The organism is Methanoregula sp. UBA64 (assembly GCF_002502735.1).
Classification (GTDB): domain Archaea; phylum Halobacteriota; class Methanomicrobia; order Methanomicrobiales; family Methanospirillaceae; genus Methanoregula.
Window position 1 is genome coordinate 16800 of the sequence record NZ_DAQC01000007.1, and the last position, 19727, is coordinate 36526.

Consider the following 19727-nt stretch of genomic DNA (forward strand, 5'->3'; position numbering starts at 1 on the left):
TGGTTAAAAATTACTATATCTATTAATTGAATTACATTGTTGCAAATGTTTGCATTATGGTTGTTGCAGTTGATGAGTCGGACTGTGTCGCGCCATTCATTGCAGAATACCCAAGAATATAATATTTATTGCCGTGGGCAATGACATACCAATCCCCGGATAGGGACTCTCCGTTTGCAGTCATGTACAGTGTCATACGGCGAGCTGGATTTCCGTTGATTAAATAATAATTACTGTCCTTTACAATCGAAGTAAATTTGACTTTGTCAGATCCACTTTTTTTTACTCCGTCAACTATCTGGTCATACAGTTCATCGGAGATTTTGGTTTTTTCTTTATCGTCAAATATGGAATAAAGTGTACCTGTGGCATCTACTCCATAAATTATTACAAATCCTTTCATATTCGGAGTGAAAACATACACTGCTTTTTCCATCATTAGTGAATAATCAGAGTCGCTCTTATCAAAAATTTCAGACTTATCTAATTGTTCTGCGCTCCAGTCCGAGGGTTTGAAAATAATAAACTGATCCTCATTATTCGCGTATTGTCCCCAATTTGCGGGAGTATTTGAATTGATGATGGTTGCCTGGGCAGCAATTGTTGAAGCCGAAACTGTTGGGTTAGTATTCTGTCCAGTTTGTGCAGAGGCTGTTGTGTCTCCCGCCATTCCAAATACAAATGCTGCGATTACCGCCAGCATAATACATAGGAGAAAACTGAGACCTATGATAGCAAGAGTCCATCCAATGACACCCCAATTTGCACTTTTTGGATAGAGCTTTGTTACAATCCAATACAAGATATACAGAATAATTAAGAAAATAATAAACGATACACTGAAAATTGTTGAAAAATGGATTCCTCCGCCGTCGCTCTGTTTTGAAAATGCTACTATCAACGCGAATATTGCAGATAGAACTAATATCACCCATTCTCCAACCGTAGCCCGTTCAAACATTTCAATCGATAGATCATATTATTCTTTTAATATTAGCCAATTCTGATTTATGCTAAAAAAATCCGGCAATCCGAGAATCTTCTCGTAGGATATTTCATTTGCTAAAAAAAATGGGAAAATTTTACTTCCTCCCATCCCCCTCCATCAGATCCTTCGCCAGCCAGACCCCGCCGGGGAACACATCGTAGAACCTCCACCGGCACTGGGGCGAATAGACCCAGAGCATCTTCCGGAACTGCGACGAGGGCTTCATCATGCGGAGATAACCGATCTCTTTTTTGCACTGCGTACAGACCACTTTGGCATTGGGGATCGGTGTCCGGGACCGCGCGACCTCGATAATCATGGCCCCGTCCGGCCGGATCGCGATAAGATCGAGCGGGATCTTTGACTTCCGCACGAGAACGGGGAGATACCCGAGGCATTCCAGAATGCGCATCGCGTCGATGATCACCGCGTTGCACCGGGTATAGATCTCCGGGCCGAGGGCAAGTTCACCTCCCGTGCTCGTCCGGAGGATCAGTGTTGGTACACCTGAGGCAGTGCCGGCAGATTCTGCCGGTACTCCCTGCAGGGAATTAATCCGGCTGCTTTTCAGGGCACCGGATGCATTCAGGCCGGGTTCGGCCACGTCTCCTGTAACCGCGGTTAATTCGGTCATGGTCAACATCAACTCCGTTTTTTTGTTCTTTTCCTTTCGTGTTCGTCAATCGATCAATGGCAAAAGCGGGGATGTCCTGCCCTGCCACATGAGGGCTGTACAACGCCGGCCGGGCAGGGGGCATGACCGGTGCGGGCGGGGGGTTTTTAAGAGAATCGTTACCGGCCGGGTACGGCCGGGGCTCTCGTGCGAACACCACCCCGCGAAAGATCCTGTCCCTGTTCAGGACCGGCGGTCAACGTATGAGGGCAACGTCCTCAAAGAAAAGCAGGCCGGCACGGGACGTTGACGATCCGTACCCGGCGCCGGCAGGCGCCCCGTGGATACCGGGGGTGGCAATGCCATAGATCCCTAAAAGTCCGCACGCAAACGCCATCAGGAACTGGCAGCACCGGGCAATACGGGCCGCGTCTTTCCGCGGGTACCCGAGCCTCCGTGCCTTCCATCCGAGCTTTGTGCAGAAATTCAGGGACATTGTATAATTCACTGTTCAATAATTTGAGTATTTAAGATACACGGAACCCCGCGGTTATATCAATGGTTGCGGGGGAATCGGAGCAATTTAACGGCCCGGATCCGGGGCCGGCCCGGGCGGTTTTTACCCGGCTGCAGGGATCGCGGCGCGGCCGGCCGAAAATCCGGTTTTACGACCCCGGAATTTCGGGAGGGCATGGCAGGTGCCGCAAAACCCGAGCCAAAGATTTCCGGAAAAGTCCGGGTCGTGAGCTGAGGATTACAAAAAAAAGGCGGATCGGTTGGTGAGGATTACAAAAAAAGCTCATGTCCCGGGCTGAGGATTACAAAAAAAGAGCGGATGGGTTGGTGAGGATTACAAAAAAAGTTCAGGTCCCGGGCTGAGGATTCTAAAAAAAGAACGGATCGGTTGGTGAGGATTACAAAAAAAGTTCAGGTCCCGGGCTGAGGATTCTAAAAAAAGAGCGCCCCTCCCTTTTAGCCAGACAGGGGCTGCCCACTAATAATCATCACTTTCTCCGACGAGGCCTGGGATCTCCCGGCCGTTCTTTTCAAAAAAAGTCCGGCACGGTTGCTGAGAATTTCAAAAAAAGCTCAGGTCCCGGGCTGAGGATTACAAAAAAAGAGCGGATCGGTTGCTGAGAGTTTCAGAAAAAGTTCAGGTCCCGAGCTGAGGATTACAAAAAAAGAGCGGATTGGTTGGTGAGGATTTGAAAAAAAGAGCGGGTCGCGATCTGAGGATTACAAAAAAAAGGCGGATCGGTTGGTGAAGATTTGAAAAAAAGTGTGGATCGCGGACTGAGGATTAGAAAAAATCAGCGCCCGGTATCCACAAACCGCAGGGTTCTGTCAGCCGCATTACAGTACCCGGGCGGGTGTTATGACCGGATAAGCCCATACAAAGACATCTATTAAAAATCTATCCGTTTATCACAAACTGATAGATTCTGATAGAACGTACCGGGGCCGCCTTGAGTCCCCCCGGGTCCTCCTGCGATCACGGGATCCCCGGCTCAGGCTGACGGGAGCCTGGTCCCCGACTTTTCAAACGCCCTCAGGAGCACGGCAAAATCCGGCTGCGGTATTTCGAGCAGGCCGAACCGGAAGACGTACCCCCATGACTTCTTGTTCCGGATAAACCCGAGGTCCGCGACAAGCGGCTCGATCGTTATTTCTCCCGTGTACAGGTAGTCCACCTTCCGCCGGAACGGGACAAAATCCGGGGTCATCTCCACCTGGACGATCTCTTCGTCTGCGACCGTGCCAAGGGCTGTAAATGCATGGAGGGGCTCGTTTTTGCCAAACGAGACCTTGGGGGAATAGTAGATGATACCATCGCCGGCGTGCATCCGGGAAAGGCCGGACCGCTTGCCATGATTTGCCTGCGCAAACCCGCCGGTTACGCCAAGCATGACATGTTCCCGGGATGCAACCACAATCCAGTACCGCTGCGGCTTCATACCTCCCCTTTTATATCCCCCGGGTAAAAGCGTTTGTCTGCTTTTGTGTCCCTGAACCCCCGGTAAGGAACTGGCAGCGTTACCCGACGGCATCCCGGCCGGAGCCGCAGGCTCCCGGAGAACTACCGTGAAAAATCCAAAAAAAGAAAAAATTACGAGCTTCCCGCAGCCGAACTGCCGGAGCCCGCCTTCGTGATCCCCGTCACCTTGATCGTAAAGACCAGGTCCTGGCCCGCAAGCGCCGAGTTCGCATCGACCGCAACGCCCTTTGACGTCACATTAACCACGTGGACCAGGTACGACTGCCCGGTTGCCGCGCTGCGGAACCCGAACGGCTCACCCGGGTAGAGTGTCGTATTCGCCGGGAACATGCTCTTTGGGACAATCTGCACCAGCGACGGATCGTACGGGCCGTACGCCTGGTCCGAGGGGATCGTCACCGTCTTTGTCTCGCCGATCTTCATCCCCTGCACCGCCGCATCAAAGCCCTTGATCATCCGGCCCGAGCCCACCGTAAACGTGATCGGGGAAGAGTTCGTGTTCGTTTCAAAGACCGTCTTGTTCTCGAACATGCCCGTATAGACCACGCTCACCTTGTCGCCGGGCGCCGCAACCACGAACGGGTTATACAGCGAAATATAGGCCGTTACCCCGGCGATAACGATGATGATCACCGCGACAACGGAAACAATCTGGAGGGTGCGCTTCCTTGCCGCCGCCTTCTCCTGCACCTTCTCCTTACCTTTGAGTTTTTCCGACTTCTTCATGCTGCTCGCATCTACGATTCGCCGGCAAGTAATATACCCTTGCCTTTCCGATCTACATAGTAAGCAAAACCGGACCCGTTAACCGGCCCTCAGGTGAACCTCCGCGTGGAAAAGAACGACTCCCCAGAACCGCAAAACCCGCTTTTTGCAATCAACCGGATCATCCGCGAAGAGCTCAGGGAAGAAAAAGAGCGCCAGCGCACCCTGTACGCCTCGGGCACCCGGGGCAGGATCACCATCATCATCCTCGTCCTTGCCGTCTTCACCAACATCGTCTATTACATCCGGAGCCCGATGTACCTCCTCATCCTCGTCTCGGCAAGCTTCTTCCTCTTCATGTTCTATTTCATCACGCTTTTAGTGCCCCGCACGCTCAAACCCGCCGGGGCCTCAAAGGGCACCATCAAAAAATACCTCAACCGCCTCAAAGAGACCGGCCTGATCACGAGCAGCAAACGCTTTACCCGGATCTTCCTCAATGCCTTCTTTATCAACTGCCGGCCGCTCTTTATCGGCTTTGCCGCCCTCTTTACCCTCGACATAGCCATCGTGCTGTACCTGCGGGAGATCGGCGCCATCCCCGACTTCCACATGTGGATCGTCCTCTTCCAGTGCTTTGCGATCCTCGTCTTTTACTTCCTGGTCTGGAAACTCGAACCCTACTCCTCGGAGTTCTTCTCCGACGTTTCTGACATGAAGATCAACCTCATACGGAAAAAGATCCCCGGATCGGTGGTCTCGTTCCTCGTGATCGTCATCACCGCCCTTGCCCTTATCAGCATCATCACCACCATCTTCCTCCTCCCCGGGATCACGGTCAACAACGTTCTCTCGATCTCGGAGTTCGACGAGCTCGGCCACCTGATCGTTGCGATCGCGTCCGCCCTTGTCCCCCTCTACTTCATCTTCCGGTACCTCCACGGGATCACGAGCCGCGACCTTTTGATCCGGTTCTCGGAGAACAAGGCAAAGCAGCTCGCCCGGCAGGTACGCCTTACCCGGGAAGCAGCAGGGCGGGGAGACCCAAAAACCGGGGAGATAAACGGCACGACCCTGTCCAGCGCAACGGAACTGCTCCTCGAAGCGCAGATCTACCAGGTCGAGAGAAAGACCATCTTCGGGACCTTCCCGGTCTATATCGTGAACCCCGACTTCCGCCGGGTCTTCTCCCCCGAAGACTTCTCCGAAAAGAAGGCATAACCCCCGGCCCTGCCGACGGCGGCGCGTACGGCCGTTGCAATATTGAACCCTATTTATACCAAAAGAACGCATTCTGATCGGAGTGCATATGTCCGACGAACTCAAGACTGCCGACGTAGCCGGAAGAAAAGTCCAGTGGGACCCGGCACAGATGCGCAAGATCCAGGAGCATCCCTGCTTCTCCGAGAAGGCGTGCCATGCCTTTGGCCGGTGCCATATCCCGGTTGCCCCGAAATGCAATATCCAGTGTAACTACTGCATCCGGGACTTCGACTGCGTCAACGAGAGCCGGCCCGGGGTCACAACAAAAGTCCTCAACCCCGAAGAGGCCATGGATATGGTCGATAAGGTGGTCAAAAAATACGATTACATCAAGGTCGTCGGCATTGCAGGGCCCGGTGATCCGCTCGCAAACGAGGAGACCTTCGAGACCCTAAAACGGCTCCACGAGAAGTATCCCGGGGTCATCAAGTGCATCAGCACAAACGGCCTCCTTTTGCCGGACAAGATCGACCTCCTCCAGAAGTACGATGTGGGAAACATCACGGTGACTTTAAACGCCATCGACCCGGAGATCGGGGCGAAGATCTACCAGTTCGTCGATTATAAGGGGAAACGGTACGAGGGCCTTGAGGCGGCAAAGCTCCTCCTCTCCCAGCAGCTCAAGGGGATCGAGATGGCCGTGGAACGGAACATGATCGTAAAGATCAACACGGTCTATATCCCGGGCATCAATGAGGACCACATCGTGGAGATTGCAAAGAAGGTCGGGGGAATGGGGGTGTACACCTTCAACATCATCCCGCTCATCTCGCAGTACAAGTTCGCGAACATCGCCCCGCCAACCCCGGAGATGAAGAAGAAGATGCAGGACGCCTGCGGCGCATATGTCAAGCAGATGCGGCACTGCCAGCGCTGCCGGGCAGATGCGATCGGCAAACTCGGCCACGACGTCCAGTCGTGCATGTATAAAAAAGAATAATCTTTTTTTGTTTTTCGCTTACGCCGGGGTTACCGGCAGCGTCGGGTACGAGGTTCTCTGGACCCCTGCCGCGCTCACGATGTGGTTTAAGTCCGCGATAACGGGCAGGAGCGACGGGGGCACGGCAGACTCTTCTGCGGTCACGGTCTTGCCGTGGTAGCTGATCGTGTAGGTCATCAGGTCCGCCCTTCCCCCGGGCGCGGAGTACTGCCCCTGGAGCTGCGAGAACTGGGACTGGTTAAAGAGGACCGAGATCAGCGCAAGGTCGGTCTGGTTGAGGAGGATCTCGGTTTTTCCTGAGCGCCCGGAGACCACCGCCACGCCGTTATCGAAGACCACCAGCCGGTCGTCGATCCCCGCGATACTGCCCGTGCGGTGGTAGTCCACGAGGATCGCCGGCGGGATCTGCGCAGGCTCGGGGTTCTTCGTTCCCAGGCAGCCGGCGCCGGCAAGGATAAGGATGAGCAGGCAGCAGGGGATAATCCAGTATCCTGTACGGGGTGCCTTACCGGAACGTGCCTGTTTTTGCATGACGCTCATCCGTTCTTGTGTATCGTATTATATCTGGAGGACATCGGATTTCTTTGCTTTTGCCGCGGCCTTCCGCTCGGGGAGCACGGTTTCGAGCGCCGATAAGAGGCCGTCCATCTTTTCGCTCGTAAAGAGCGCACGGAACGCGGCAAGCTCGGCAGCGTTCATGATCATGATCCCCTTCTTTTTCATGGGGAGGCCGGCCTCGTTGACCGGGTTGACATCGATCGCAAGGGAAGCGGGGCGGTTTTTCGTTGCGGGCAGCCGGATGATGGAGACGCCGGCAAGCGAGGTTGCCTTACGTTCCCAGTCGCCGCCCGTTTCCATAAAATCCTTGAGCGTATCAGTTAATTCCATGAAAAGAACTTTTCATCGTAATATTAAAAGGCTATCCGTCCTGTTTCCTGAAATACGGGAAAAAGCGTGCCTTTTTGTCCCTTGTCACGGTGCCATCCTTCATCTGGGGCGACAACCATAGGTCTGGTACGGAAGAGTCCCATGCCGCGGATCGCCCTCGAACCCGACCAGCCGTTCTCGCTCGACCTGACCCTCGGGTGCGGCCAGGCGTTCCGGTGGGAGAAGGATGCCGGCGGCTGGTGGAGCGGGGTTGCGGGCGGCCGTGCAATCCGGTGCCGGCAGAAGGGCCGGAGCCTCTCGTACGAGGGGGCGGACCGGGAATATATCGTCAGGTACCTCTCCCTCGATACCGACCTGAACGCGATTCTTGAAACGATCGACCGCGACCCGTTCATCCACGCAACGATCGATCGTGCGGCCGGGCTCCGCCTGGTCCGGCAGCCGCCGTGGGAATGCCTCTGCTCCTATATCTGCGCAACGAATACGAACATCCCGGCGGTTAAGCGCCGGATCGCCCTTCTTTCCGAGCAGTTCGGCGAGCCGGTGGGAAGCGGGAGCGCCCGCGGCTATACCTTTCCCGGGCCGGAGCGGATCGCCTGCCACGGGAGCGAGGACTGCCTTGCGACCTGCAAGCTCGGGTACCGTGCGCCGTACGTTTTTAAGAGCTCCCGCGATGCCGCGGGCGGAGCCGGCTGGGCGGAAACGATCGCAGGCCTCCCGTACGAGGAGGCGAGGAAAGAGATCACGAAGTTTGCCGGTATCGGTCCCAAGGCCGCGGACTGCGTCCTCCTCTTTGCGTTCCAGAAGTACGAGGCGTTCCCGGTCGATGTCTGGATCCGGCGGATAATAAGGGAGCACTACCTGCCGGAACTTTCCGAAGATAAGGCCATGACAACCCGTGAGTACGACACGATCCGCAGGTTTGCCCGGCAGCATTTCGGGGAATATTGCGGGTATGCACAGGAATACCTGTACGCGGGACGGGAAGGATAAACCTCAATTTACGGGGAAAAAAGATAGGATGTTTTTGGGATCTCAGGTCCCGATGTTCCAGCTGCACTGGTATTTCTTCTGGGCCGCACTCAGGTCATCGATGGAGAGGCCGAGCGAGGCAAGCTTGAGCCGGGCAACCTGTTCGTCGATCTCGTTTGGGACCTCGTACACGCCGCCCTTGAGGGACGAGCCCTTCTCCGCAATGTAACGGGCGCAGAGCGCCTGCAGGGCGAAGCTTAAGTCCATGACCTCGATGGGGTGGCCCATGCCCTTGGGGGTGGCGAGGTTCACGAGCCGGCCTTCGGCAAGCACGTGGATGGGCTTTCCTTTCAGGAAGTAGGTGACAATGCCGTCGCGCTCGACCGTCGAGTCGGCGTGCTTTGCGAGCCACGCGATATCGATTTCGACATTGAAGTGGCCGGCGTTTGCAAGGATCGCGCCGGGTTTGAGTTTTCCGAAGTGGTCCTTCCCGATAACGCTCGTGTTCCCGGTGGTGGTGACAAAGATGTCGCCGATCGCTGCGGCGTCTGCCATGGTCATGACATGGTAGCCGTCCATGTGGGCTTCGAGCGCCCGGCGCGGGTCGACTTCGGTGACTACGACTTTTGCGCCAAGGCCGTGCGCCTTCTTGGCAAGCCCGCGTCCGCAGTAGCCGTACCCGACAACCACGAAGTATTTGCCGCCGATGAGCGTGTTCGTCGTGATCATGATCGACGAGAGCGCACTCTCGCCGGTCCCGTGGACATTGTCAAAGAACCGCTTCATGGGGGTGTCGTTGACCGCAACAACCGGGAACTCGAGTTTCTTCTCGGCCGCCATGGCCCGGAGCCGGTGGATACCGGTCGTGGTCTCCTCGCACCCGCCGACAACGTTCTTCAAGAGCTCGCGTCTCTTGGTGTGCAGGTAGTGGATCAGGTCCATGCCGTCGTCGATGGTAATCGAGGGTGCCGCATCGAGCACCTGCTCGATTGCCGCATAGTACTCCTCGACGCTGCACGCGCGTTTGGCATAGCAGTGCACGTTCTTGACATGGTTTAAGGCCTCGGCCACATCGTCCTGCGTGGAGAGCGGGTTGCAGCCCGTTATGTAGACCTTTGCCCCGCCGGCTGCAAGCGTCTGGACGAGGTTGGCGGTCTTTGCCTCCACGTGGAGGGCCATGCCGATTGTCATGCCCTTGAATGGTTTGTCCTTCTCGAACTGTTTCTTGATCGAGGCGAGCACCGGCATGTACTGTGCCGCCCAGTCGATCTTCAGCTTCCCGGAATTGCTCATAAAATACTCCATAAACGCGGGCCCCTGCGCCGGGCAGGGACCGCATGGTTTCGTACCCATGTACTGGGGCGATTATGGCACATAAGCGAATTGGTGAATAGTTAGGTAGATAGCCCTTGCAGGAGAAACCAAGAATGAAATGGTGCTCACGCGGCGGATCATCCCCTGCCTTGATTTGAAAGACGGCAGGGTGGTAAAAGGGACAAATTTCCTGGGACTCCGGGACGCCGGCGACCCGGTGGAGCTTGCCTCGCGCTATAATGAACAGGGGGCTGACGAGGTCGTATTCCTTGATATCACGGCCTCAAAGGAGAAACGCGGCATCATCATCGACCTCATCCAGCGTGCGGCAGACCAGCTCTTTTTGCCCCTCACGGTCGGGGGCGGCTTAAAGACGACCGACGATATCCAGCAGATCCTCCGGGCCGGCGCCGACAAGGTGAGCCTGAACACGAGCGCAGTCCACGACCCGTCGATCATCACGAAGGGGGCAGAGTCTTTCGGGACGCAGTGTATCGTGGTCGCGATGGACGTGAAAAGGAACTTTACGGAGAACCCGGAGGCGGTGCCGGTGAAGCTCTGCGACGGCCGGACCTGCTGGTACGAGGTCGTGATCTATGGCGGGAGCAAGCCGACCGGGATCGATGCGGTGCGCTGGGCAAAGGAAGCCGAGGAACGCGGTGCCGGGGAGATCCTCTTAACGAGCATGGAGACCGACGGCACCAAAAACGGGTTTGATCTCGCCATCACCCGGGCGATCTCGGAATCGGCAAATATCCCGGTGATCGCAAGCGGCGGGGTGGGCACGCTCGAACATTTCTACGACGGGTTTACGAAAGGAAAGGCCGACGCCTGCCTTGCGGCAAGCGTCTTTCACTACGGCGAGTTTACGGTCCGCGATGTAAAAGAGTATCTGGCTCGTCGGGATATCCCGGTACGGCTTTAAGATCGAGCTCGAAGGCCGCCACCGGGTGTTCGAGTTCGAATGCGGTGAGCACTGCGGGATGGATCTCGCCAAAGACCCCGACTTTTTTCCCGTGTACGAGGATATCTGCTCTCCGGCCCTCGATGAACGCCTCGTCCTTTGACTCTGCTACCGTATAGGCGATCCCCAGTTCGCGGAGCACGGCGTCCACATGGGCATAGGCCTCGGAGAAGTCAGCCGACGGGTGGGTGCCTGCCGCTGCAATCTTCTGGCCCGTGTGGAGCTTAGCCACCACGTCGCCCGTGGCAAAGATCCGCTGCGGGAGCTCGCGGTGCCGGTTGACCTGGAGCATCTCTAAAAGGAGTGGCAGGATATCGGTACGGACCACCGTGTATTCCTCGCTGATCGGGTGCATGAGGTGGAGCGTCTCTGCGAGCCGGGGGCGCCGGAGGGCATCGAAGAGCACCCGCTCGTTGGTGAGCGTAAAGGGCATGGTTTCGAGGTACCCGAGGCCGGCAAGGACGTCCCGGGCCTGCCCGGCGATACGGTTTGCCGGGTGCTCTTTTCCTATGGAAAACGTTGGCGGGAGTTCCACGGCAAAGTTCTCGTACCCGTAGGCAATCGCAACGTCCTCGAAGATGTCCCAGTCGTGCATGATGTCGGCCCGGAAGCAGGGCACCTGCACTTTGACCTTATCCTCTCCGACAACCTCGGCGCCAAACCGCATCTTTTCAAGGAGCGCAACCATCTGCGGGGCGGTAAGTTCCACGCCGACCAGTTCGCAGCATTCGCGGACGCTCACCGTGCGCTCGGCGGGCGCGAGGTCGGGGAAGGTTTTCCCTTCGATCTCAACGCTCTCGATGGTGGCGCCGGCTTCGGCAAGCGCCGTGCAGACGATGTTTGCCGCAACGTTTACCGCCCGCTGGTCGGTCCCGGTGACATCGAGGAGGATGTTCTTTGTCTTTGTGGTCACCCGGGTCCGCTCGCCGTTGATGATCGGCGGGAACGAGCAGACATGGTCCTCGTTGTCGACAATGAGCGGGAAGAGCGGGAAGTCCCTGACGATCTTTGCATAGTCCTTCCCCTTCGGGTGCTCGGCAAGGATCCCGTCGAGCGTGAGCTCCTTGGTAAAATCGAGCGGCACGAACTTCCGGTCCCGCGGGGATGCCCGGTAGTGGAACGGTGCCGTCACCGTGTCGAGATCGTGGATGCCGATGGCAACCTTGCTCCGGCCGCGCCCGACTGCCCAGTGCAGCGCTTCCTGGAGCGCCATGACCGAGAGGATCGACTCGTCGTCAAAGCTGACGTTCCGGATCACGGCAGATGCAAGGCAGGGTCGGATCTTCGCAAGCTTCGGGTCGATGGTAAATGTTATGCCGGACGGTTTTACCGAGTATTTCGGCAGGCCGGTCTCGATCCCGAGAAATCCCCGCATTGCCCGGGCTGCGCCTTCGACCGAGAAGAGGTCGGGGCGGTTCGGGAAGAACTCCACGTCAACGTGGTCTTCCTCGATGCGTTCCACCTCGGACCCGATCATCGAGATGCGATCGATGATCGTCTTACGGTCGGTCCCGGTGAGCCGTTCGAGGTATTTGTAGGAGAGGCTGATGATTGCCATATTACGCCTTCCTCCCGACTTTTGCCGGCGCATGCACGGGGTTTGCCCGGATCCATTCGAGGTCGCTCTGGTAGAGCTGCCGCAGGTCCTTTAACCCGAGCCGGAACATCGCTACCCGGCTCACGCCAAGGCCCCAGGCAAGCACGGGGCAGGTAACCCCCCACGGGGCCGTGACTTCCTGCCGGAAGACGCCCGCCCCGCCCATCTCGACCCAGCCCAGGCCGTCCACCCAGATCTCGGGCTCGACCGAGGGCTCGGTGTACGGGAAGAACCCGGGCCGGAACCGTACGTCCTCGAAGCCCATCCGCTGGTAGAACTCCTTCAAAAACCCGAGCAGGTGGCGGAAGGTAACGCCCTTGTCCATCACGATCCCTTCGAGCTGCTCGAACTCGGGGGTGTGGGTGGGGTCGATGGCCTCGCGCCGGTATACCCGGCCCACGCAGAATGCCTTTACCGGGGGTTCGGGGTGTCTGGCAAGGTACTGGATGGAAAGGCTCGTGGTGTGGGTCCGCAGCACGCACTGTTTTGCCTTTTCGGGGTTCCACGTCCCGCCCCAGCCGGTTGAAGAGGTCTCCCCGCCGTGCTCGTGCATGTCGCGGAGGCGTTCCCAGCCGGAGGGAAGGGGTGCTTCTTCCTTAAGGTAAAAGGTGTCCTGCATCTCCCGGGCCGGGTGGTCCTGGGGTTGGAAGAGGGCGTCGAAGTTCCAGAACGCGCTCTGGACAATCCCGCCGTGCATCTCAGTAAAGCCCATCTCTAACAGGATCTGGCGCATCTCGTCGATGAGCCGCTGGTACGGGTGGGACTTTCCCGGGTAGGCGGTCCTCGGGAGCTTGTGGATGTCGTACTTCCGCAGGTTTGCGGACTTCCACGACCCGGAGAGGATCTGGTCCCGGGTGAGGGTGCCGATCTCTTCTGAGAGGTCGAGGCCGGCGGCAGCGGTCTTCACTCCGTCAGGAGTAAGGGCGACGGTGTACCGGACGGTCTCGGTCTCGGAGAGCAGCTTGCGCTTGAGGAGTTCCTTTGCCTTCTCCCCGGCATGTTTCGGGTCTGCGAGCGCCGCCTCGTCACCGGCAGTCGAGGCGCCGGCGGTTTTTGTCACTTCGGTCCCGGTGACGGTAACAAGCCCCTTCTTCCGGAGCTGGCCAAACCCGATCTTAAACGCCGGGTGCTTCTGGAGTTCGGCGAGCTGGATGCCCTTTTCACCGATTGCCGCAAGGAGCTGGGTTTCGGGGAGCCCCGCTGTACGGTATGCCGTACCCTCTTCGGTATAGGTATACGACTTCTCCACAATGCGTTCGAGCGTTACCTGCCCGTTGTCCATGGCAAGGTATGCCCACTGGACTACTGCTTCCGGGGTGGCTTCCATTACTGCCGCAACATCGGGAACGCCGACCGTCGTTGTCCCGGTCTTTGCAAGCGCGGCAAGCAGCCTCTTCTCGTTTAACGTCAGTTCCGCCATTCTCCTTTCACACCTCGATTGTCTCTGCCGCCACGTCCATCTTCTCCTTGAAATCCTTAAGGAAGGCCACAACCCGTTCCGCGGTCTCCTTCTTGCACTGGCCGCAGGTGATCTCGCCGGCCCTGCATTTGCGGTGGATCTCCGCGAGCGCTGCATCGTCGGTCACCATGTGGAACATGTTGAGGAGATAGAGCGTGCACTTCTCCGGCTCGCCGCCAAGGCGCTTCTGCTCCTCAAGCGTCATCCTGCCGCCGGTGAGTGCACTCATCACCTTCTTTCGTACTGCCGCCTCGGGCTCGAAAAACGAGATGAAACTCTCCGGCACGCTCGACGACATCTTCCCGCCGGTGAGACCCGGGAGGAACTGGTGGTAAGTCGAGGAGGGGGTGTAGAACCCGTACCCGCCAAAGGAGAGTTCGATCTCCCGGACCTTCGCGCTCACGTCTGCACAGGCCGCGTCTTTGATGTCCACATGGCCCTCGTATTTCTTCGTGTGCGGGAACGCCTTTTTCACGGCTTCGAGCGCTCCCTCGGGGGCGTTCTTCGCGCGAACGCTCACCAGGCCCTCGCGTTCCTCGACCAAAAACATCCGGAACTTGTTTGCAATTCCTCTTGTGAGCCGGATATGGGGGTCCTGGTCGATCCCGACCGGGACAATCGTCGGCGCCGGTCCCTTCTCGACCTGCGGGTACAGGATATCGGCGACCTGCGTGATCACGCTGTCCGCATGGGCGAGCGCCGTCTCCGGGGTAAACCCGTAGATGGCGGAGAGCTCGGAGAAGTTCACCTTTGTTGCCGCTTCAAAGGCAAGATCCTTGAGCCGGTTGTTTTTGCTCTGGAAGTAGGTCTCCCCTTTGTAGCCCAGCGCATAGAGGCAGGAGAGGTACTCCTTTCCGTACTCCCGGCACTTCTCCCACGAGAGGCCCCGGACTGCATATGCCTCCCGGTCCGCGATCGTGACACAGCCGGTTGCGCCCTGTTGCACGTGCCAGACAATCTCCTTCATTAAGAGCAGGTGGCCGAGGTGCGGGTGGCCGCTTGGCATGAACCCGGTGAGCAGGTAAAAGGGCGCGTGGGTTTTGATCGCCCGGGCAATCGGGAGGTAATCGCGGTGCCCGAGCACGATGCCCCGGCGCATGAAGTACGGTACATCGGGGAGCTCCGCAAGGACCGGGGCTATCGGGTCGATCCCGAACTCTGCAAAGGTCTTTTCAATATCGAGGGAGGGGGTGCTCGACCACGGGTTGATCTGCGGCTCTGTCATGATGAAAACGCTCGTTATCTATAACTTGATCCGCGCAAATTCGACGAACTGGATACCGGTAGTATGTACACAGCCAAACAACATCTTCTTTTTCACGCTGTGCGCCATCCTGACCGAGCGGGAGATCACGCTCATGGGCATGACGGCTTCCTTCTCTATCGCATGTACGAGGAGATCGGAGTGCACGTTTTTGCCGCAGTAGACCCGGAAGTGATGGCCGAACTTGTAGCCGGTCCGTGGGGTGAAGTTGTGTTTCCGCAGCTCGGTATAGACCTTGCCTTTCTCCGCAAGTTCGGAATCGGACTGCGAGGCATACGCGAAGTAATCGGCAGCAGAAAGCAGTGCTCCTCCCTTTTTTGCACCAAGGAGGCCGGCGTCCATGAGATAGAGGAGTTCCACGGGAGAGATCATGAGCCGTTGATCGTCGAGACGTTTCCCGAAACCCGCGCCTTCGAGATCGGACTGCGGAGGAACCCTCACCATGGCCGATCGCCCGACAAGGATCGCCTCTTTCTTCTGGATAGCCAGAGCGGGAACGCAGGCATCGGCAAGCTTCTGGAGCTTGATCTCGTAGTAGGTCAGCTCCTCTTCATCGTCGACCACGGCGAGCACGTACTGCTTTCTCATGTTCCGTGCCGTGACCACTTCCTCGATGAGTTTTACAAATCTCACCGGGTCACGCTCCGAGAGGACGCGGACAAGGTAGAGCGATTCGCCGGTGCCCGGTTTCTCGCCGCGCCGGAAGACCCGGTAGTCGTGCGGCCCGGTCTGGACAACGTACCCGCGCTCCCGCAGGTCGCGGTACACAAGGAAGCTGCGCAGGAAGTTCCGCTGGTCGGCATATTCGGCAAGCAGCGTGTCGAAGGTATACCCGGGAACCTCGATCTTCTGGCGGTGGAGCAGGTAGATTGCCTCCTGCGGTGCGAGACGGATATTCTCCCCTTCGGGGCGGCCATACCCGCTCTGGTCGTAGAGCACCCGTCCGTCCCTTCCGGTCAGCACTGAAGTGCCGTCAAAAATCGCTTTCGTGCCGGAATTATTGGAGGCCGGGTATAATAAGGGCGTGGGAGCCGTGCGGGCCGCGCAGGGACGTTTCCGGGGGTACTGGAAAAAAACAGGTGCAGGCAGGGAATCCGGGCGTATTCCATAGGAATTACATTTGCCCGGTGCGATACATATATGATTATAAAATCCCAACACTTCTGGCCATATTCGTATCCTTTGAAAGGAAGTCGCTGTTGCACGTCCCCCGGATCTGATACCCTCTTTCCGGGATGATTTTTGCGTTTCCCGGAAAAAGGAATACCTATGGCACCCGTTTCTTTGTATTTTCAGGGGGTTATGCGGCAAGCTCGCGGACTTTTGCGATATTGCCCCGGTCGTCCCTCCGCTCGTCCACCGGCGTCTCGCAGACCAGCGGCAGGCGCGCAAAGACCGGGTCGTGCAGGATATGCCTGAAGCCCTCCTCGCCGATATACCCCATGCCGATATGTTCGTGCCGGTCAAGCCCGCTCCCGAGGTCGCCCTTGGTATCGTTGAGGTGGATTATCTTGAGCCGGGAAACCCCGATCTGCTCGTCGAACTGCGCAAGGGTCGAGGCAATCCCGTCGGCGGTTCGTAACTCGTAGCCGGCGGCAAACGCATGGCAGGTGTCGAAACAGACGCCGATCCGCTTCTCTTCGGAGAGCCCGGCAAGGATTGCCCCGATGTGTTCGAAGCTGCTGCCCACGCTGTTTTTTTCCCCGGCGGTGTTTTCGAGGAGCAGCATGGTCGGCGATCCCGACGATGCGAGCGCCAGGTTGATGGCCTTTATCACCCGGGCCCTTCCGCCCGCAATACCGTCCCCGAGGTGGTGGCCGAGATGGGTTACAAGGTGAGGGATGCCCAGTCTCCCGCACCGGTCGAGTTCTGCGGTAAGCGACTGGACGGACTTCTCCCAGATCTCCGGCTTTGGCGAGGCAAGGTTCGGGAGGTAGGGCATGTGGTCGACCGGGAGGAGACCGGTGGCGGCGATCTTCTTTTTGTAGAGCTCGCAGTCCGAATCCACGAGGGGCTTGGCATTCCATCCCCGGGGGTTCCGTGAGAACTGCTGGAAGACATTGCACCCGGCATCGTTTGCCCGGTCAACGGCAAGATCGAGTGAACCGGCGATAGAGACATGGACGCCGACCTTTACCGGTGCCATACCGTATCCTCCCTGCATACGCGAAGCATGTGTGTATCAGGTAGCATTGCGCCGGCCCGGGAAATGGAGGTTGCGATCGGGTCACAATAAAAAAGAACGGGGGGTTAGTTTCCGCGGTTCCGGCCGGCAAGGAGCACGACTGCCCCGAGGCCAGTCACGGTGAGTGCCGCAAAAGGCAGCCCGGACTTCTGGGTTGTCGCGGGTGCTGCTGAAACCGGTGCTGCTGAAACCGGTGCTGCTGAAACCGGTGCTGCTGAAACCGGTGCCGATGAAGCCGCTACCGCCGGCGCTGAAGTTTCAGCAGTCACCGCCGCCCCGGTCTCGTGCGCTGTCGCGGTGACAGAGAGCGGGGGAACGACGTGGACAAGGTAATCGGAGACCGGCTGGACGCCGCCGACCATCCCGGCCTTCCCCGGGCAGGTGGATGAGAGTGCCTCTCCCTTCACAAAGGTCACGTTCACGCTCGATGCATCGTTCCTCCCGTTAAAGAAGAGCGACTGGCCGGGGGACAGGGTCTTTGCGGCTGCGGCGGTTTTCCCGCTTTTGATCGTCACGTTGGATGCCGATGCCGTGCAGGTCGTCCCGGTGCAGGCTGAGCAGTCAGGAACCGTGTCTGCGGTGACTGTATAGTCGCCGATCAGGCTGACCGGCAGGCTCCCGATATCGCCGATCTCGTCGGTTGCGTAATCTGCGTAGGTACCCGAACCGTAGAGCTTTGCAAGCGAGATCCAGGTTCCGCCTGTACCGCCGAGGCTTACTGCAACAACAGAATCGCCCGTCTTAAAAACGGAGAATGCTGCCTTGTCCGGGACGGTGCCGGAGAGCGTTGTGGTATTCAGCGGCGTCCACGAGCAGACCGGGGCGGAGGTGCCCGAGCCGTAGTCGCACCCGTACTGCGAGGGGTTCGCGATGGTCAGGGTGTTGTCTGCTGCGGAGATATCCGATACCGTGCCTTTGACGGTCACTTCAAGAACGACTGCGCCGGCAGGGATCGCACAGGCAAAACAGGCGAACAGGAGTGCACAGAGCGCGAAAGATACGACGTGTTTCATGCAATTCACATCCGAAACTATGAGCATTTTGTCATTATCCCGTGTCGTTTAAAAACCCGCGTATGCTGGAAAGAAACGGGGGCGGTTTTTCACCGGGGCACAGGAAAAAAATCCGTTTCCTGAACCTTGATGAGGGAAGAAGACCAACGCACCGGTATGCAGGTCGCCTTTCTTGGGACGAACGGGTGGTACGATTCGGCAACGGGAAATACCGTCTCGGCGCTGATTACGGCAAAGGACTACGATATCATCCTCGATGCGGGAAACGGCATCGCAAAGGCCGACCGGTACCTTAACCAGGAGAAACCGGCCTTTCTCTTCCTCTCCCATTTCCACCTCGACCACACGGAGGGTCTCCATGTGCTCGTGAAGTTCCGGTTCAAAAAAGGGCTTACTATCTGCGGGGGGATCGGGACAACCGCGAACCTTGCCGGCCTGCTTCGCGATCCCTACACCGTCCCCCTCGATGAGGTCCCCTTCCCGGTGACCGTGACCGAACTTGCCGAAGGTCTCCACGAACTTCCCTTTAAGGTCACCTGCCTGCCGCTCGTACACCCTGTCCCCTGCATGGGCTACCGGTTCGAGATCGACGGGAAGGTGGTGACCTACTGCACGGACACCGGGATCTGCGAGAACGCGGTGACCCTTGCACGCAATGCGGACCTCCTCATCACGGAATGCGGGCTTAAGCCCGGCGAAAAGAGCCCTCTCTGGCCCCATATGAACCCGGAGGATGCAATTGATGTAGCAAAGCGGGCCGGGGCAAAGCGCCTGGCGCTGACGCATTTCGGGGCCGAGGTCTATAAGACGATGGAGGAACGCCGGGCACTAAAGACACGGTTTGAAAAAGAGTGTCCCGGGCTTATCGTCTCCGAGGATGAGCTGCAGGTCGGGGTATAAGGCCGTTTTTGGCCTGCCCGGTTCATTCCTAAAAAAACGGTTATTTTTTGAGCTTTTTCATCAGCCAGGCCATGTTCTCGCCCAGCACCTTCATGGTCTCCAGCCCCTCCTCGTCCTTTGTAACATCCCCTTTCTCGAGGCCGATCCCCACGTTCCAGTACCGGGATCCCGGGACTATCATCTGGTTGATGAAGAAGAAATGGTTGAGCGTATCGAAGGTATGAATTGCCCCTCCCCGGCGCACGGCAACGACTGCCGCCCCGATCTTTCTCCTGTACATGCTGTCGTTGGCAAGCGCCACGTACCCGGCCCGGTCGATGAGGGCCTTCATCTCGGTTGTCACATCCGAGAAATAGGTCGGCGAGGCAAGGATGATCCCGTCTGCCTCGTCCATCTTTGCAATGCACTCGTTCACGTAATCGTCGATAACGCAGCGCCGGTCCTTCTTCTCCCAGCACTTCCCGCAGGCAAGGCACCCGTGCATCTTCTTTGCAGCCAGAGGGACAAGCTCGGTCTCGATCCCTGCCTTTTCCAGTTCCTTAAAGAGCGTCTGCACGAGGATCGCAGTGTTCCCGTCTTTGCGTGCGCTCCCGTTGAATGCGACAACTTTTATGCTCATGGTCTGTCTCCCTGATTATTTCCCGTTAGCACTGCCCGCGACATAAT

The 19727-nt window shown here is 57.7% G+C and carries 20 protein-coding genes; 5 read left to right on the forward strand and 15 right to left on the reverse strand.

Annotated elements, in window-relative coordinates; all coding sequences use genetic code 11:
• Positions 1-31 precede the first annotated feature (31 nt).
• The 5 genes from BP758_RS09930 to BP758_RS09950 all read right to left on the reverse strand — a co-directional run bounded on the left by BP758_RS09930 (position 32) and on the right by BP758_RS09950 (position 4323).
• The gene (locus BP758_RS09930; protein ID WP_292370724.1) at positions 32-961 is read right to left on the reverse strand and encodes a hypothetical protein; all 930 of its coding nucleotides are present in this window, start codon (positions 959-961) and stop codon (positions 32-34) included.
• Between the two features lie 121 nt (positions 962-1082).
• Positions 1083-1622, reverse strand: a complete 540-nt coding sequence (locus tag BP758_RS09935) for a hypothetical protein (RefSeq protein WP_292370725.1) — start codon at positions 1620-1622, stop codon at positions 1083-1085.
• Positions 1623-1857: 235 nt separating this feature from the next.
• On the reverse strand, positions 1858-2097 hold the full coding sequence (locus BP758_RS09940) for a hypothetical protein (RefSeq protein ID WP_292370726.1): 240 nt from the start codon (positions 2095-2097) through the stop codon (positions 1858-1860).
• 1012 nt (positions 2098-3109) lie between these two features.
• Positions 3110-3556, reverse strand: coding sequence for an EVE domain-containing protein (locus tag BP758_RS09945; RefSeq protein WP_292370727.1), 447 nt, complete (start codon positions 3554-3556; stop codon positions 3110-3112).
• A 152-nt stretch (positions 3557-3708) separates the two neighbouring features.
• Entirely contained in the window at positions 3709-4323 is a 615-nt protein-coding gene (locus BP758_RS09950; protein WP_292370728.1) for an FKBP-type peptidyl-prolyl cis-trans isomerase, read from the reverse strand.
• 105 nt (positions 4324-4428) lie between these two features.
• On the opposite strand from BP758_RS09950, the gene BP758_RS09955 reads away from it, so the two are divergent.
• On the forward strand, positions 4429-5523 hold the full coding sequence (locus tag BP758_RS09955; RefSeq protein ID WP_292370729.1) for a hypothetical protein: 1095 nt from the start codon (positions 4429-4431) through the stop codon (positions 5521-5523).
• 88 nt (positions 5524-5611) lie between these two features.
• Complete coding sequence (nifB, locus tag BP758_RS09960; RefSeq protein WP_292370730.1) at positions 5612-6505, forward strand: nitrogenase cofactor biosynthesis protein NifB; 894 nt, start codon at positions 5612-5614, stop codon at positions 6503-6505.
• 18 nt (positions 6506-6523) lie between these two features.
• Here the strand turns inward: nifB and BP758_RS09965 are convergent, their stop codons facing one another.
• Positions 6524-7036: a hypothetical protein gene (locus BP758_RS09965; RefSeq protein ID WP_292370731.1), complete on the reverse strand. Its 513-nt coding sequence runs from the start codon at positions 7034-7036 to the stop codon at positions 6524-6526.
• Between the two features lie 27 nt (positions 7037-7063).
• Positions 7064-7393, reverse strand: coding sequence for a hypothetical protein (locus BP758_RS09970; protein WP_292370732.1), 330 nt, complete (start codon positions 7391-7393; stop codon positions 7064-7066).
• Between the two features lie 141 nt (positions 7394-7534).
• Between BP758_RS09970 and BP758_RS09975 the strand changes: the two genes are divergently transcribed.
• Positions 7535-8386 (forward strand): DNA-3-methyladenine glycosylase family protein, encoded by an 852-nt coding sequence (locus BP758_RS09975; protein WP_292370733.1) that lies wholly within the window; start codon positions 7535-7537, stop codon positions 8384-8386.
• 42 nt (positions 8387-8428) lie between these two features.
• Here BP758_RS09975 and BP758_RS09980 read toward each other — a convergent pair whose 3' ends face one another.
• Positions 8429-9658, reverse strand: a complete 1230-nt coding sequence (locus BP758_RS09980) for an adenosylhomocysteinase (protein ID WP_292370734.1) — start codon at positions 9656-9658, stop codon at positions 8429-8431.
• A 139-nt stretch (positions 9659-9797) separates the two neighbouring features.
• Between BP758_RS09980 and hisF the strand changes: the two genes are divergently transcribed.
• Positions 9798-10604: an imidazole glycerol phosphate synthase subunit HisF gene (gene hisF, locus BP758_RS09985; protein ID WP_292370735.1), complete on the forward strand. Its 807-nt coding sequence runs from the start codon at positions 9798-9800 to the stop codon at positions 10602-10604.
• Here the strand turns inward: hisF and pheT are convergent.
• From pheT to BP758_RS10015, 6 genes are all read right to left on the reverse strand, one after another.
• The gene (gene pheT, locus BP758_RS09990; RefSeq protein WP_292370736.1) at positions 10546-12201 is read right to left on the reverse strand and encodes a phenylalanine--tRNA ligase subunit beta; all 1656 of its coding nucleotides are present in this window, start codon (positions 12199-12201) and stop codon (positions 10546-10548) included. The genes hisF and pheT overlap by 59 nt on opposite strands.
• 1 nt (position 12202) lies before the next feature.
• Positions 12203-13660: a phenylalanine--tRNA ligase subunit alpha gene (locus tag BP758_RS09995; protein WP_292370737.1), complete on the reverse strand. Its 1458-nt coding sequence runs from the start codon at positions 13658-13660 to the stop codon at positions 12203-12205.
• A 7-nt stretch (positions 13661-13667) separates the two neighbouring features.
• Positions 13668-14924, reverse strand: coding sequence for a tryptophan--tRNA ligase (locus BP758_RS10000; protein ID WP_292370738.1), 1257 nt, complete (start codon positions 14922-14924; stop codon positions 13668-13670).
• Between the two features lie 18 nt (positions 14925-14942).
• Positions 14943-15926 carry a tRNA-intron lyase gene (endA, locus tag BP758_RS10005; RefSeq protein ID WP_292370739.1) on the reverse strand — a complete coding sequence of 328 codons (984 nt, stop codon included), beginning with the start codon at positions 15924-15926 and terminating at the stop codon, positions 14943-14945.
• A 337-nt stretch (positions 15927-16263) separates the two neighbouring features.
• Positions 16264-17109 carry a deoxyribonuclease IV gene (locus BP758_RS10010; RefSeq protein ID WP_292370740.1) on the reverse strand — a complete coding sequence of 282 codons (846 nt, stop codon included), beginning with the start codon at positions 17107-17109 and terminating at the stop codon, positions 16264-16266.
• A 104-nt stretch (positions 17110-17213) separates the two neighbouring features.
• A complete protein-coding gene (locus tag BP758_RS10015) occupies positions 17214-18161 on the reverse strand; it encodes a hypothetical protein (RefSeq protein WP_292370741.1) in 948 nt (315 codons plus the stop codon).
• A gap of 156 nt (positions 18162-18317) precedes the next feature.
• Here BP758_RS10015 and BP758_RS10020 point away from each other — a divergent pair, with 156 nt between their 5' ends.
• Entirely contained in the window at positions 18318-19061 is a 744-nt protein-coding gene (locus tag BP758_RS10020; RefSeq protein WP_292370742.1) for an MBL fold metallo-hydrolase, read from the forward strand.
• Positions 19062-19101: 40 nt separating this feature from the next.
• Here BP758_RS10020 and BP758_RS10025 read toward each other — a convergent pair whose 3' ends face one another.
• Positions 19102-19674, reverse strand: coding sequence for a flavodoxin family protein (locus BP758_RS10025; protein ID WP_292370816.1), 573 nt, complete (start codon positions 19672-19674; stop codon positions 19102-19104).
• Positions 19675-19727 lie beyond the last annotated feature (53 nt).